Consider the following 15,456-nt stretch of genomic DNA (forward strand, 5'->3'; position numbering starts at 1 on the left):
TCGCTAATGGAAAACTATGAAATGCTGGAGCCTCACGAAATAAGAGCACTTATTCGAAAGCAAGTCATTACTGGGCCAACAGCTGGCATGTCAAAAGGAAATACACAGGCGAATTTAGTTATTTTAAAAAAGGAGCATGCTTTTGATTTTCTCCTATTTTGCCAACGGAACCCGAAGCCATGTCCTTTATTAGACGTGACAGAGCCTGGCTCCCCAGTCCCTGCTATGATTGCTAAGGGTGCAGATATTCGTAAGGATATCCCGAAGTATCGGATTTATAGAGATGGTGTTTTTACTGAAGAGGTTTCTGATATTACTGAGTATTGGGAAGACGACATGGTTGGCTTCTTACTTGGCTGTAGCTTTACTTTTGAAACACCGCTCCTTGAAAATGGCATTCCCATTCGCCATATCGAGGAAAATTGTAATGTTCCTATGTACAAAACAAATATTTCGTGTGAAAAGGCAGGAATATTCGAAGGTCCAACTGTCGTTAGTATGAGACCAATGTCACCAGAGGATGCCATCCGTGCCGTTCAGATCACATCACGTTTCCCTGCTGTTCACGGTGCACCCATCCATATCGGCGATCCAAGCCTAATTGGCATTTCCGATATTTCAAAACCTGACTTTGGAGACTCCGTAACATTGAAGGAAGGCGAGGTTCCCGTATTCTGGGCTTGCGGTGTCACGCCACAAGCAGTGGCCATGGAGAGCAAACCCTCCATCATGATCACTCACGCACCAGGCTGCATGTTCATTAGTGACATCAAAGATAAGGAATTAAGCATCCTTTAGGATGTCACCTTTATGGTGCCTCTCTATGGTGTCAGACACCCTTTGTGGACATTTAAGCTTTTCGTCCTTCTGGAGTGGACTCCTGTTGTTATAATTTAATTTCTTCATTCATTTTTTTGAGGCGATGCACCATTCATCGTCTCTTTGACCTTTTCCGATTCAATCACGGCATATTTAATCGTCGTTGAAATGGGGTAGAATATGTTTACAAAATCAAATATCATGCTTTACGTCCTTATTTTACTCTGGGGAGCCAGCTGGCCAATTAATAAAATCGCAGTACCCTATTCGCCTCCCCTGCTTTATGCTGGACTACGTGCACTACTAGGCGGTTTATTGCTGGCTTTAATTATTTGGAAGACAAGAAAGGCAATCAAGTGGAAGAGCAATTGGAAAAAGTACCTCATCACCACACTTTTCAACTCAATCCTTTTTTTCGGCCTTCAAACAGCAGGCTTACTCTTTTTACCCGGTGGATTGTTTTCCGTTCTTGTTTATTTTCAGCCGATATTACTCGGCCTTTTCGCTTGGCTTATACTTGGTGAGTATTTGTCATTTATTCGTATAATTGGCTTGTTACTTGGTTTTGCTGGAATTGCTGTTGTAAGCGTAGATGGACTGATCGTCCATATTTCAGCAATTGGGGTAACGCTTGGATTACTGACAGCGATTAGCTGGGCTTTCGGTGTTATTTATGTAAAGAAGATTAGTAATGAAGTGGACCCGTATTGGATGGTGGCCATTCAATGCATAATCGGAGGCGTTGTCCTTTTAGGAATCGGTACAGTGTTTGAAAGCTGGTCTGGCATTGAATGGGGACGCCCACAATTCCAGCTCGGGCTAAGTTTCGGGGCTACAATCGGCATCCCGCTTGCCTATATTCTTTATTACAAGCTTGTCAGCGCTGGTGAAGCAAGCAAAGTGGGTTCCTATACGTTTCTTATTCCGATTGTTGCCGTTCTTCTAGGAGTGATTTTTTTAGGTGAAACAGTCACGTATACCCTCATTATCGGCCTACTCCTTGTAGTCATGAGTATTCGCTTTGTCAATCTTCAAAATAAGCCCCAATATAAAGCGAATTTCACTTCCCTTATTCTACCGAAAAAACGGAAAAAGGAAGAGGAATGTTAAAATGCAAAGGGACGGTTCGTTAGCTTCTTATTTATATAGAAGCTAAGACCGTCCCCTTTTTCATATTACTCTGTAAATCTGTTTACCCCTAATGTCCTCCTGAAAAACACAAACCACCCCAACTGTCTTTTTACGGTGTCTGACACCCTAAACCTATTTTTTCGCCAGGACTTTAGTTAAGTAGTTATCAGAATTAGCGATCTCTACTCCTTTATAGTAGTAGAAAATAATGTCTTTATAGCTTTTACCTTCCGCTGCCATTCCGTTGGCCCCATATTGGCTCATGCCGACCCCATGGCCATATCCCTTCGTATCAATGACAATTTTGTCACCCTTGCGAATCCAAGTGAAATCAGTAGATTTAAGTCCGAGCTTTTCCCTAATGTCCTTGCCTGTCAGAACCTTTCCGTTAATATCAACCTTGCCTACACGTTTTCCAGTTGTTCTTTCTGTTATGGTCCCGATGGTGTTACCCGACTTCAGCTTTACACCTAGTCTGTTTTCAAATTCTGCAATCGTAAAGACTTTTTGGTCACTAAACTTTGGGGACTTTAAATCCCATGGGCTCTCCACGCTCTGTAAGTACGGAACTGCATGTAACCAAATCGCTTCGGAATTCTCCGTATACCCGTTACTAGTAGAAAAGAAGCTCGCATCAATCGGGGAATTATTATAGACGATAATTTGCCCTCTCGTCTCATTCACCGCTTCTTTAATTTTGTCAATGGCCCATTTATAATCGGCTCCAAATGTTTTTCTAATTTCGTCTTGATCCATATAAACTTGGTGCTCCACCGTATCCGTCACAAGCGCTCCACCCGGCAGCCCAGATTTATTTTCTTTCATCATTTGATTAACAATATACGTTCTTGCCGCTAACGCCTGCGCTTTTAATGCTTCCTTTTCAAATTGCCTTGGCATTTCGGATGCGACAACCCCAACAACATAATCCTCAAGCGGAAGCGACTCCACCTGCTTAGTTTTCATTCGAAAAACAGCCACTTCAAGAGCTGGTCCATCAGATATTTCCGCTGGCTGTACCTTGCTCTCCTTCTGCTTTAACCGCTCCCCAAGCTTTCCCGTCACCTGATCTTCCTTAAACGGGAGGACTAACAAAGAAGGAATTAACAAAGTAATGAAAATAAGCAGTGCACCTAGTACGATGATTGGTTTAAATTTTGTCATGACTATGCCTCCATAAAAATGTAATCCTAGAACTCTGTTTGAGCCCCATCTCTCTTCATTCTTATGGTGATGGACAGGCTATTATGACAAGAAAATATTATGAGTGCAAGTAAAGGTTGTTTGCCAAGATGGAGCTCTATATTTGTATTCAACTGGCCGTCATATCCTCTTTGACGGTCAACTCCTCTCTGTTTTCGACTTCAACTGGCCGTCATTACCTCTTTGACGGTCAACTTCACTCCACTTTCGGCTTCAACTGGCCGTCATCTCCTCTTTGACGGTCAACTCCTCTCTGCTTCGACTTCAGTTGGTCGTCATCTCCTCTTTGACGGTCAACTCCTCTCTGCTTCGACTTCAGTTGGCCGTCATCTCCTCTTTGACGGTCAACTTCACTCCACTTTCGGCTTCAGTTGGCCGTCAGCTCCCCTTTGACGGTCATCTCCTCTTCATTTTCGGCTTCAACTGGTCGTCATCTTCACTTTGACGGTCATCTCCTCGCGACTTTCGACTTCAGCTGGTCGTCATCTCCCCTGTGACGGTCAACTCCTCTCTGCTTTCGACTTTAGTTGGTCATCATTTTCCCTTTAACGAACCTTATAAAAAAAGAAAAAACGCAACCCCCACTCGTCAGAGGTCTGACGGGTGAATTCTGCGCTTTTTCTCAATTATTCTTTATTTCACTAAACAAAAATTTATGCGTTCATATCGGAAACGTAAGTCTCTACTGACTTAACTGATTCTTCAATATCTTTTACTCGTTCAATATCTGCACCGATGCCAGCTAGTTTTTCATGGAAGTTGACATAGCCGCGGTCTAAATGTTTTAATTCCGTTACACGGGTAACGCCGTCTGCAACCAATCCTGATAAAATAAGTGCTGCGGCAGCGCGAAGATCGGTTGCGGCTACTTCTGCGCCTTGAAGATTCGATGGTCCATTCATAATAACCGAACGTCCCTCAATCTTAATATCAGCATTCATGCGGCGGAATTCCTCTACATGCATGAAACGATTTTCGAATACAGTCTCCGTGATTACACTGGTACCGTTCGCATGGAGCAATAACGCCATCATTTGAGATTGCATATCTGTTGGGAAGCCTGGATGAGGCATTGTTTTAATATCAACTGCCTTAAGCTTCTCCGGACCAATAACGCGAATTCCTTCTGACTCCTCGATAAAAGTAACGCCCATTTCTTCCATCTTGGCGATTAGCGAAGTGGAATGTTCAGGAACTGCGCCTTTCACAAGGACATCTCCACCTGTAATAGCAGCGGCCACCATAAAGGTACCTGCTTCAATACGGTCAGGAATAATATGATGCTCAGCGCCAAATAATTGGTCGACGCCTTCGATTTTGATTGTACCCGTACCCGCACCTCTTACTTTAGCACCCATTTTATTTAAGAAATTAGCAAGATCCACAATTTCCGGTTCTTTTGCGACGTTTTCTAAAATGGTTGTGCCTTTCGCAAGGGTCGCAGCCATCATAATGTTTTCCGTTGCACCTACACTTGGAAAATCAAGATAGATTTTTGCTCCGTGCAGGCGGCCATTTGCTGCTTCTGCCTCGATGAAACCATTGCCAACCTTCACCGTAGCTCCCATTGCTTCAAAGCCTTTTAAATGCTGGTCAATCGGGCGAGATCCAATTGCACAGCCGCCAGGCAATGCTACACGGGCACGGCCATTACGAGCTAGCAAAGATCCCATAACTAAAACAGAAGCACGCATTTTACGGACATATTCAAAAGGTGCCTCTTCTCTTAACTCTCGTGATGCATTAACAGTGACCTGATTATTATTAAACTCCACTTCGGCGTTTAAATAGCGTAATACCTCATTGATCGTGTATACATCGGAGAGAGTCGGTACATCACGAATTACGCTTTTGCCATCACTTGCTAATAGTGTTGCGGCGATAACCGGTAAAACAGCGTTTTTTGCTCCTTCAACTTTGACAGTACCGCTTAACCTATTTCCGCCGCGGACGATGATTTTTTCCAAAGTGTATTCCCCTCCGCGTCCAATTTCTCTATATTAATATTCAATCGTAATGATGGGTGTGCCAACTACAACCGTAGTCTTTTCGCCCAATCCATGATTTCTTATACCTATTTGCAAGTTCATATCCTCGCTATTTGTTTTAAGAACATTGCCAAACAATGTCGAATAGGCGGATGCAGATATGAAATTGTCCTCATTTAATGCTTCAATTTCTTTTGCACGAAATACAGCTAATAAATGGTTAATTTCTTCAGGCAAAGTCTTATCAATTTTATCACTGAATTCGCCTTTCAAACAAGAGAAAATTGTGGTATTTTCATGGAATATGTCAGAAATTCTGCTGCCTAAAAGAGACGTGATCTTTTTCTCTGATTCAGCTTTCCAACTATTTCCCTTCACTTCATAAATGACATACGTTTGGACATTTCTGTTTATGGGGGTCGATACGATCTTTATTGTCTCTTTTTGAGCATCTGTATCTAAAACCGCCATCGTTTCTGAATGTTTTGCTGACGAATTCGTCGTCCATTCCCAGTCTGGAAACAATGTCCTGAGCTCATTCGTAAACTTTTTCACATCATCTGCACTTTGAAGATTTTCCATTTTTTCTCTTGCATGTAAAGACCATTCAATGATCAAAATATCTTCGTCCTGTAAAATGGAAGCTAGCTTCGTTAGGTCAAGTTCCGATTTGGCCACAGTCGTTTTATTCCCAAAGTTTAAGACAATAAAACCAAATGTGCCAACAATTACTAAAAATATTTTCAAGTACCGCATTTCGCTTCCTCCCCCTTACTACCATTGTTACCAAGGAGGGCTCCTGCATACTTGGGAAATGTCGCCACTTTTTGACAATTTAAAAAACTGAAAGCCAACTTGTCGGCAATCTAATAACGAGCCAGTTTCCGAAACGAGACAAGAGAACGGTGTCCCGAAAAAAATTGAGGTTATTGCCCAATTTTTAATATCCTATTCAATTTTTCTCATTTCGGGAATCGTATTTGTATTCCATTTTTTTAAAAAACTTTTAATTAGCACAACACATAGAATTGTACTTAAAAAAAGGACAGTTGAAAACATGTACGAAGACCCATATTACGGCCATTTATTTAATTAAGAATAGTTTGTAGTATAAGGGGCAATTGCCTGGACCATAGCAAATAATCAAGGAAAAAATTACTGACTGCAGACCCGATTGCAATAGATAATAATATGTATAGGACCCTTGCCTGTACAACACGGTTTGGCCGCAAAATTTGATCAATGCGAATGGCTTGAAGCGCCCACCACGCAACTGCAATAAACACCAAGTGTGATATGATGCTAAGCAAGGCCTGTTGTCCAAATCCCGATACCATGAATACAACCCCCTTCACCATTCTTGGCGAAATTTTTAATGCCTTTCAATTCACATGCAGTTAAATAACCTGCTTTCAGAAACCAATAAATTGGCAATCCGCTTTATATGATAGCATCTTTTAATGCTTTAGAATAGGGAAAAGCTCTAAATTCCTTTAAAATAAACCGTTTTGCTTAAAATTTTTCGAAAAAACGCCATAATCCTTTTATTTCCGTTCATTTTCGTATGATTTCCGTAGCTTATAGGTTTTATTTGCCAGTTCACCATACATATCCGCCATTTTAAGGTTATATCCGCCAGTTCATCATATATATCCGCCAAATTTTAGTTATATCCGCCAGTTCACCGTACATATCCGCCAACTTAAAGATTTATCCGCTAGTTCATCATATATATCCGCCAATGACCTTTTTCCCCACAAAAAAAGAAAGGGGATGAAATCCCCTTCCTAAACGTTCTATATATAACCCCTTGTTTAAAAACATTCCCCTATTATTGAAAGAAATCGTTAAATTGATTGAAAGTCCCCTGTAAAAAGTCGAATGCAATACTTGGTGCAACCCCGAACAGAATCGTTGCAAATACGCAAATGCCGATTACGACTCCAAGACCTGCTGGCAGCTTGATATTCCCCTCATGGGCTGCTGGTCTGAAGAACATTTGCACCAGTACTCCGAAATAATAGAAATATGAAACGACAGTTGTTGCAATCATAATGGATACTAATACGTAGCGTGCAGGCTCAACAGCAAGTGCACCCATAAAGATGTTGAGTTTTCCGATAAACCCAGCAGTTCCCGGGATTCCCGCTAAGCTCAAAATAAATACTGCCATCGCCACAGCCAAAATCGGTGCTTTACGATATAATCCGGCAAATTGCGTAATATCTTCTGATCCGGTTTTTTGCGTAATCAGCTGGATGATCGCAAATGCTCCAAGGTTCATGAACAAGTATGCTCCTAAGTAAAACCAAAGCGTATCAAAGATAAATACGGATAGCGATGCGATTACAACTAGCAGATAACCTGCCTGCGCAATACTGGAGTAAGCAAATAAACGCTTAATATTTTTCTGTCTTAGCGCCACAACGTTTCCAATAATCATCGTCGCAGCTGCCAGGAAAGCAATATAATCCTGAACCTTCATAAACAACGGCACTGAATTTGGTATGTCAGACGATGGTGTGCTCAAGAATACAACGAGCATGATACGGACAATAATGATAAAGCCAGCTGTTTTCGAAACAACGCTCAAGAAAGCCGTAACAGGTGTCGGTGCTCCTTGGTACACATCCGGTGCCCACATATGGAACGGCGCTGTTGCCAATTTAAAGGACAATCCAACGAATACCATAAATAAAGCTAGACCCATTAGATAAATGTGCTGCGGATTCGAAAGCGAGATTAATCCCTGTGCCATTTCGAGTAAATTCGTCGTTCCAGTTAATCCGTACACATAGCTCATCCCGAATAAAGTAATCGCTGTTGAAATTCCGCCATTAATGACGTATTTCATTGCGGATTCATTCGATTGAATATTTTTCTTGCGGAGGCCCGCTAGAATATACGATGAAATCGATAGAAGCTCTAAACCTACGAATAATGTTATTAAATCGCGGCTGGACGCCATCATCATCGTACCTAATAGAGCGGCAAGGAAAAGATAGAAGAATTCCCCTTTGTAATCGCCAAGCCCTTCCTTCGGTTCATAGCTCGTTGCTAGAATCATAACGAGCGCTGCTCCCATTAGCAATAACAGCTTAAATGCCTTCGCGAACGAATCTAATCTAAATGTATCATATAGAATCGATTCCGAAGCATGCCCGAATAAGCTGAATAATGAAGCTAATGCGACTAGGATTCCGGCTAGACCAATCCAGCCGAGAATTTTCCGGTTAACAGTCTTCGGCATAAATAAGTCTAATAATGATAGTAAAGTAGCTGCACCTAGGATGATGAACTCAGGTGTCATGATGCTCCATTTATATGATAATAGTTCAGCAAGATCCATCCTTCATCACCCTCCTATCCCAAGCATGATTGTTTCTAGTGTCGAAGTTAGCGGTTCGCTTAGTACACTTGGGTACACACCAATTAATACGATAATCCCTAGTAAAACTAATGCTGGAACCCATTCCGTACCGCGAAGATCGGTAACACCGGCAAATTCGCGATGGGCTTTTCCATAAGTAATGCCTAGAACTGCACGAAGCAGGTACACAGCAGTTAGAATAATGCCTAATGCCCCAACCGCTGCCAGGACTGGCATTTCTTTAAATAGACCTAAGAAGGACATAAATTCACTGACAAACCCGGACATTCCCGGCATACCTAGCGAAGCCATTGCACCTGCTAGCAGGAATCCGGCTGTAATTGGCATCCCCTTTGCCAAACCGCCAAGATTCTGAATAATGGAGGTGTCAAAACGCTCATAAAATACGCCAACAAGGAAGAATAGAAGAGCCGCAATTAAACCATGAGATACGACTTGGAAAATCGCTCCCTGAATTCCTGCCTCATTCATCGCGCCTAAACCGATTAATACAATTCCCATATGGGAAATCGATGAGTACGCCAGCACCATTTTGAAATCGGTTTGAATCAGTGCTAAGAAAGCACCGTATAGGAGATTCACAACACCTAGCACGGCAATTAATACAGCCAAGCTTTGGAATTGCTCTGGAAAAATCCCCATTCCGAAACGGATAATCCCGTATGCACCTATTTTCAGCAAAATCCCTGCGTGAAGCATAACAACAGAAGGAGATGCCTGTACGTGAACTCTCACCATCCAGCTGTGCAGAGGGAAGATCGGCAGCTTAACGCCAAATGCGATTAATAAAGCAATAAGCAAGCCCATTTTCGTTCCTTCTGAGAAAACAGCATGATTCGGATCAGCCTTCAAAATAGCCATAAGTGCATCAATATTGGACGTACCTGTACGAGAGAACAGCACCATAATCACAATAAGCAGGACAGCAGATCCTAAACCGTTATATATAAGGAAGCTAAACGCTGCTTTTTCTTTTTCAAAATAACCCCATTTCCCAATCAGGAAGAATGTCGGAATCAGCGTAATTTCGAAAAAGATGAAGAATAATATCAAGTTTTCTGCAGCAAATACACCTAGCATACCTACTTCTAATAGAAGGAACAGCATGAAATAGCCTTTCCATTCCTTTTTAATATACATAGAAGCAATCGCTGCTAATGTAGATAGAATTGCTGTTAAAACAAGCATAATCAGTGAAAATCCATCGACTCCAAGTTCATAATCAATAGAGAACAAGTCTCCTAGACGGTTCGGGTCGCCAAATTGCACCCAGTGAGCTCTTTCACTTAAATCAGCAAGAGAGGCCCCTGCACGATATTGGAAAAAAGCCAACAGCGACAGAACCAGTGCTGGAAGAGTAGCTAAAAACCCGACTGTTTTAATCAAAGACTCATTTGTCTTCGGAATAAACGATAGGACCAATACACCAATTAAAGGGGAGAACACTAAGATTGATAAGAAATAAGCGATATTCATCTTAAATACCCCCCTGTCACTGCAAATACAACTACTAAAATGGCTAAACCTACAAAGGCGACTGTTCCATATCTCTGTACCTGTCCATCCTGGAACTTAGAGCCTAATTTTCCTAGAGCAAATACAGTTCCGGAAACCCCTTTTACAATGCCTTCAACAAGGAAGATTTCGATGTAACGGAGGAATAGACTGAAGAATTTTGTCACCTTTAAGATTGTCAGCTCGTAAAATTCATCAATAAAATATTTGTTATATAAAATCGAGTGCATCGTTTCAGCACCAAGCCAGTCGCGTGAAAGTAAACGCTTGCTGTAAATCATCCAAGCAAGGAAAATACCAAGCAGCGATACAACTGTTGCGACAATCATAATCCATGCAGGACCTTCGATATGTCCGTGTCCAAGTGCTGGATTGCCATCTGTTAGCCAATCTCCAAGGAATGTTCCGAACCATGGCGTATTAACATAACCTGCAACAACTGCCAGGACTCCTAGAATGACCATCGGGAGTGTCATCACACTTGGCGACTCCTTCACATGGCTCATATTGCTGCGGGATTCTCCCGAGAACACCATGAAGAACAGGCGGAACATATAGAATGCTGTAAAGAATGCTGCTACTACTGCCAGCCAGAACAATACAGTATTCCCATGAGCCCAAGCCGCAATTAATATTTCATCTTTACTGAAGAACCCTGAAAATAACGGTACCCCGCTAATTGCTAATGTTCCGATTAAGAACAGAGGTCCAGTGACGCGAAGCTTTTTCCACAGACCACCCATTTTTTCAATATCCTGTGTATGAACGGCATGAATAACACTTCCGGCAGCAAGGAAAAGCAATGCCTTAAAGAAAGCGTGCGTCATTAAATGGAATACACCAGCAACATAACCAGCAGATCCAAGCGCGAGCATCATATAGCCAAGCTGACTGACAGTGGAGTAAGCTAGTACTCTTTTAATATCAGTTTGAACAAGGCCAATACTTGCTGCAAAAATTGCCGTTATGGCCCCGATTACAGCCACTGTCATTAGAGCTGTTTCACTAGCTGTGAATAACGGGAACAACGCCGCTACCAAATATACCCCTGCTGCAACCATTGTTGCGGCGTGGATTAAAGCAGAAACTGGCGTCGGCCCTTCCATTGCATCTGGAAGCCACGTATGAAGCGGAAATTGACCTGATTTTCCGACAGCCCCAATAAAAATTAGTATTGCTGTTAATGTAATCATCGTTGGTGAAATCGCTCCAGCACCTACAGCTGCAAAGATTTCATCATATTCAAAGCTGCCCACTTGCCAGAATAAGAGAATCATTCCGATTAGAAGGCCCACATCCCCAATACGCGTCATAATGAACGCTTTCTTAGCTGCCTTCTTCGCTTCTTCTTTATAAAAGTAGAAACCGATTAATAGGAATGAGCCTAAACCGACAAGCTCCCAGAAAATATACGTTTGCAATAGGTTCGGTGAAAGAACAAGCCCTAACATAGCAAAAGTAAATAATCCTAAATAGGCATAAAAAATATGGAATCTGTCATCCCCGTGCATATATCCCTTGGAATACGTGTGAACAAGGAAACTTACGAGTGAGACGATTACGAGCATTAACGCATTTAACTGGTTTACTTCAAAACCCGCTGTTAACTGAACATCCCCAATTGTCAGCCAAACAGCTTCTGTCTTATGTGTGGGCTGAGTAAATCTTTCAAACAGCACCAGCACCGAATAGACAAGAGATGCAAGCGAGAGCAGAATTCCTATGTATGCACTCGCATCCTTAAGCCGTTTGCCGAAAAAGACTAGGAATAAGAACGATAGTAGCGGGAAAAGCGGTATGATCCATGCATTCTCCATCAATATCACAATCCCCTTTTTTGAACACGCTGAATAGTTTTGTTCATCTTTCAGCCAAGCGTGTTAGATTGAGGGCAAGTTATACTTGGGAGATTAGCGAAAAAATTGTAACTTATTTCCTATAAAAATTCGCATTATTTCCCGGAAAAACATTTTACTAGCATAACGAGCAGCCTCTTTATTTTTCAAAGCATTTCTAGTGCTTCATTGTATTCATTTCATCAACATTAACCGTTTTTCGATTGCGGTAAAGAGCAATCAAGATCGCTAAGCCTACAGCCGCTTCAGCTGCAGCAACCGTCATCGCGAATAAGGCAAAAATTTGACCTGTAATCGCTGGTGCTGCACCAAACTTACTGAACGCTACTAGGTTAATATTGACTGCATTGAGCATTAATTCAATAGATATTAAGACTATGACCGTATTTCTCTTCGTTAAGGCACCATATAAACCGATACAAAACAAAATTAAAGCCAAAGCCAGATAAGCTGAAATGGGAACTGAACTCATTCTTTTTCCGCTCCCTTCTCATCATCTTTCCTTGCCAGTACGATGGCACCGATCAGTGCTGCCAATAATAATACAGACGTTAGCTCAAATGGAATAATATATTTCGAATAAAGCGCCACTCCGATTTGCTCTGTATTATTTTCGTGCAATGTATTCGGCAGCCCTCCGAAATCAAGATTATAAATGCCGATGTAGACGGTAAACGCAAAACCTAATACCCCTAAAAACAGCAGCACTTTACGAAGTGATCCTGTTTTCGGCTCACTGACATCATCATGACGGGTAAGCATGATTCCAAATAACATGATGATTGTAATGGCTCCGGAGTATAGCAAAATTTGGGCTACTGCCAGAAATTCAGCAGATAGTAAAACAAAGATGCCCGCAATGCTAATGAATGTAAAAACAAGCGCCACTACCATATGCACAACTTTGGTAAGGTTTAATAAAAGCACGCCGCCCATGACCGCTACAATGGCAAGTGCCATAAACGCAATAAATTCACCTGAAAACGTCATGCTTTATTCTCCTTCCGTATATTCTCATCATTTTCATCAAGCCATTCCAAGTTTTTGAACAATTCGTCCCGGCTGTACTCTGCCAATTCAAAGTTATTCGTCATAATAATGGCCTCTGTTGGACAAACCTCTGTGCACAAGTCACATAGAATACATATTTCAAAGTTAATATCATACGTATCAATAATTTTTCCTTTTTTCGCCGGATCCGGATGCTTTTTCCCTGTTAGCTGAATGCATTCAGTCGGACAGATGTTGGCACATTGATTACATACGATACATTTTTCCGGATAGAACTTTTGTATGCCGCGAAACCGGTCTGGCAGCGGAAGCGGTTCATTCGGATAATCATATGTAACCTTTTTGCGTGTTAAGTTTTTTAGGGTATATGATAAACCTTTCGCTAATCCAAGCATGTTATTTCACCCCTTGATTTTTAGAAGTGTAAGGCTTTTTAAAATAGGTGGAGCAATTCCTTTAATAATGCGGTTAAGAAAATATTTGCTAATGCAACTGGCAATAGTACCTTCCAGCCAAATTCCATTAATTGGTCAGCACGCACACGCGGGAATGTCGAACGGAACCACGCTAATACGAAGACAACTAGTGTGAATTTAAGCGCAAACCATACAGCTCCTGGAATGAATCCTAAGAACGGAAGCGGCAGCCATCCGCCTAAGAACAAAACCGTTGTCAATGCAGCCATTGCAAAGAAATAGACATATTCAGCAAGCATGAAGAATGCCCAGCGGAAACCGGAGTATTCAACATGGAAACCGGCAATCAGCTCAGATTCTGCTTCTGGCAAGTCAAACGGCACACGGTTTAATTCAGCAACAGATGCGATGAAAAACACGATAAACGCAATTGGCTGCCAAACGATAAACCAGCCATTTCTTTGAGCCTCAACGATATCATTTAAATTTAAGCTGCCTGATAAAAGAATAACCCCAACAACAGACATTACAAGCGGGATTTCATAAGAAATCATCTGTGCTGCTGCACGCATTCCCCCAAGCAGGGCATATTTATTGTTTGATGCCCAAGCTCCTGTTACAATTCCTACTGTAGTAATTCCGGATACTGCGATATAGTAAAGCAACCCTACTCCAATATCAGCAAATTGAAATTTGTCTGTAAAAGGAATCGTTGCTAAAACCATGAATGCTGGTGCAAACGCAATGACAGGAGCAAGGATAAATAACGGTCTGTCTGCAAGCTTCGGGATCGTATCCTCTTTTAATAGAAGCTTTAGAACGTCAGCAACAGTCTGCAGCAGTCCCCATTTTCCACCAACTTGATTCGGACCCATCCGTCCCTGCATAAATCCCATTACTTTACGTTCTGCTAAAATTGCATACGTAACAAACCCTAAAACGACTAATAGTAAAACGACGGCCAGTAAGAAGAAAATACCGAAATTTAATAATCCGGGACTAGAGTGCAATAGTTCTTCTATCATTAACCGTCCACCTCCCCGAGGACAATATCAATTCCTCCTAAAATCGCAATCATGTTTGCCATGTTTTCGCCTTCAAGCAGCTTAGGGAGAATTTGCAGATTATAGAAGGACGGTCTTCTGAACTTTAAGCGATACGGCTCTTTTTTCCCGTCACTGTAAATATAGCAGCCAATTTCTCCACGTGGAGATTCGATTCTGACAAATGCTTCTCCTTTTGGAGCCTTAATAATTTTAGGAACCTTGGCCATGATTTCTCCCTCTGCCGGGAATTGTTCACACGCCTGTTCAAGTATTTTCAGAGATTCTTCGATTTCTGCCAATCTGACATGATAGCGTGCCCATGCATCCCCTTCTTCACGGGTCACAACATTAAAGTCAAAACGATCATAAATTGAATAAGGCTCATCCTTGCGCAGATCCCATTTCACTCCCGTACAGCGCAGGGTTGGACCGCTTAATGAGTAATGAATGGCATCTTCCTTCGTATAAGCTCCTACTCCTTTTACACGGTTTATAAAAATTTCATTTCCCGTCACAAGCTGATGGTAGCCGACGAGCTGTTCACGCATGTAAGGAATGAATTCTTTTACCTTTTCAATCCAGCCTTCTGGTGCATCCCATTTCACTCCGCCTACACGCATATAGTTGAAGGTCAAACGCGCTCCAGAAAGCTCATTCAGCATATTGATAATCATTTCCCGTTCACGGAAAGCATAGAGGAAAGGACTTGTTGCTCCAAGGTCTAGTAAAAATGTACCCCATGAAACTAGGTGACTTGCAACTCTTCCAAGCTCCATCGCCATAACACGCAAATATTCGGCTCTCTCTGGAACCTCGATGCCCATCATCGTTTCAACAGCATGACAGATCACATAGTTATTCGTCATAGCAGACAAATAATCCATCCTGTCTGTATAAGGAATGATTTGTGTGTATTGGAGATCTTCAGCCAGCTTTTCCGTTCCGCGATGCAAATAACCGATGACTGGCTTCGCTTCTTTAATGATTTCCCCATCTATTTTGACGACGAGACGAAATACACCGTGCGTACTAGGATGCTGAGGTCCAACATTTAAGAGCATTTCTTCAGTACGTATCACT

14 protein-coding genes are annotated in these 15,456 nt (G+C 41.9%); 2 read left to right on the forward strand and 12 right to left on the reverse strand.

Annotated features, from left to right (window positions below):
* Positions 1 to 6: 6 nt before the first annotated feature.
* Both H0173_RS15130 and H0173_RS15135 read left to right on the forward strand, forming a co-directional pair.
* Entirely contained in the window at positions 7 to 798 is a 792-nt protein-coding gene (locus tag H0173_RS15130; RefSeq protein ID WP_221847354.1) for a putative hydro-lyase, read from the forward strand.
* A gap of 201 nt (positions 799 to 999) precedes the next feature.
* Positions 1,000 to 1,929, forward strand: coding sequence for a DMT family transporter (locus H0173_RS15135; protein WP_221847355.1), 930 nt, complete (start codon positions 1,000 to 1,002; stop codon positions 1,927 to 1,929).
* 153 nt (positions 1,930 to 2,082) lie between these two features.
* On the opposite strand, the gene spoIID is transcribed toward H0173_RS15135, so the two are convergent.
* The 12 genes from spoIID to H0173_RS15195 all read right to left on the reverse strand — a co-directional run bounded on the left by spoIID (position 2,083) and on the right by H0173_RS15195 (position 15,455).
* Positions 2,083 to 3,114, reverse strand: coding sequence for a stage II sporulation protein D (spoIID, locus tag H0173_RS15140; protein ID WP_221847356.1), 1,032 nt, complete (start codon positions 3,112 to 3,114; stop codon positions 2,083 to 2,085).
* Positions 3,115 to 3,806: 692 nt separating this feature from the next.
* Positions 3,807 to 5,120 carry a UDP-N-acetylglucosamine 1-carboxyvinyltransferase gene (gene murA, locus H0173_RS15145; protein ID WP_221847357.1) on the reverse strand — a complete coding sequence of 438 codons (1,314 nt, stop codon included), beginning with the start codon at positions 5,118 to 5,120 and terminating at the stop codon, positions 3,807 to 3,809.
* Between the two features lie 33 nt (positions 5,121 to 5,153).
* Positions 5,154 to 5,897, reverse strand: coding sequence for a YwmB family TATA-box binding protein (locus H0173_RS15150; protein WP_221847358.1), 744 nt, complete (start codon positions 5,895 to 5,897; stop codon positions 5,154 to 5,156).
* Positions 5,898 to 6,229: 332 nt separating this feature from the next.
* Entirely contained in the window at positions 6,230 to 6,478 is a 249-nt protein-coding gene (locus H0173_RS15155) for a DUF1146 family protein (protein WP_221847359.1), read from the reverse strand.
* A 494-nt stretch (positions 6,479 to 6,972) separates the two neighbouring features.
* Positions 6,973 to 8,490, reverse strand: coding sequence for an NADH-quinone oxidoreductase subunit NuoN (nuoN, locus tag H0173_RS15160; RefSeq protein WP_221847360.1), 1,518 nt, complete (start codon positions 8,488 to 8,490; stop codon positions 6,973 to 6,975).
* Between the two features lie 6 nt (positions 8,491 to 8,496).
* Positions 8,497 to 10,008 carry a complex I subunit 4 family protein gene (locus H0173_RS15165; RefSeq protein WP_221847361.1) on the reverse strand — a complete coding sequence of 504 codons (1,512 nt, stop codon included), beginning with the start codon at positions 10,006 to 10,008 and terminating at the stop codon, positions 8,497 to 8,499.
* Positions 10,005 to 11,867: an NADH-quinone oxidoreductase subunit L gene (nuoL, locus tag H0173_RS15170; protein WP_221847362.1), complete on the reverse strand. Its 1,863-nt coding sequence runs from the start codon at positions 11,865 to 11,867 to the stop codon at positions 10,005 to 10,007. The genes H0173_RS15165 and nuoL overlap by 4 nt, the downstream gene beginning before the upstream one ends.
* 193 nt (positions 11,868 to 12,060) lie before the next feature.
* Positions 12,061 to 12,375: an NADH-quinone oxidoreductase subunit NuoK gene (gene nuoK, locus H0173_RS15175; RefSeq protein ID WP_221847363.1), complete on the reverse strand. Its 315-nt coding sequence runs from the start codon at positions 12,373 to 12,375 to the stop codon at positions 12,061 to 12,063.
* The gene (locus H0173_RS15180) at positions 12,372 to 12,893 is read right to left on the reverse strand and encodes an NADH-quinone oxidoreductase subunit J (protein WP_221847364.1); all 522 of its coding nucleotides are present in this window, start codon (positions 12,891 to 12,893) and stop codon (positions 12,372 to 12,374) included. Before H0173_RS15180 ends, nuoK begins: the two co-directional genes overlap by 4 nt.
* Positions 12,890 to 13,309, reverse strand: a complete 420-nt coding sequence (nuoI, locus tag H0173_RS15185) for an NADH-quinone oxidoreductase subunit NuoI (protein WP_066296838.1) — start codon at positions 13,307 to 13,309, stop codon at positions 12,890 to 12,892. The genes H0173_RS15180 and nuoI overlap by 4 nt, the downstream gene beginning before the upstream one ends.
* Before the next feature lie 38 nt (positions 13,310 to 13,347).
* Complete coding sequence (gene nuoH / locus H0173_RS15190) at positions 13,348 to 14,355, reverse strand: NADH-quinone oxidoreductase subunit NuoH (protein ID WP_221847365.1); 1,008 nt, start codon at positions 14,353 to 14,355, stop codon at positions 13,348 to 13,350.
* Positions 14,355 to 15,455 carry an NADH-quinone oxidoreductase subunit D gene (locus H0173_RS15195; protein ID WP_221847366.1) on the reverse strand — a complete coding sequence of 367 codons (1,101 nt, stop codon included), beginning with the start codon at positions 15,453 to 15,455 and terminating at the stop codon, positions 14,355 to 14,357. Before H0173_RS15195 ends, nuoH begins: the two co-directional genes overlap by 1 nt.
* Position 15,456: the final 1 nt, after the last annotated feature.

The sequence above is a fragment of the Bacillus sp. S/N-304-OC-R1 genome, assembly GCF_019749375.1.
In the GTDB taxonomy this organism is placed as follows: domain Bacteria; phylum Bacillota; class Bacilli; order Bacillales; family Cytobacillaceae; genus Cytobacillus.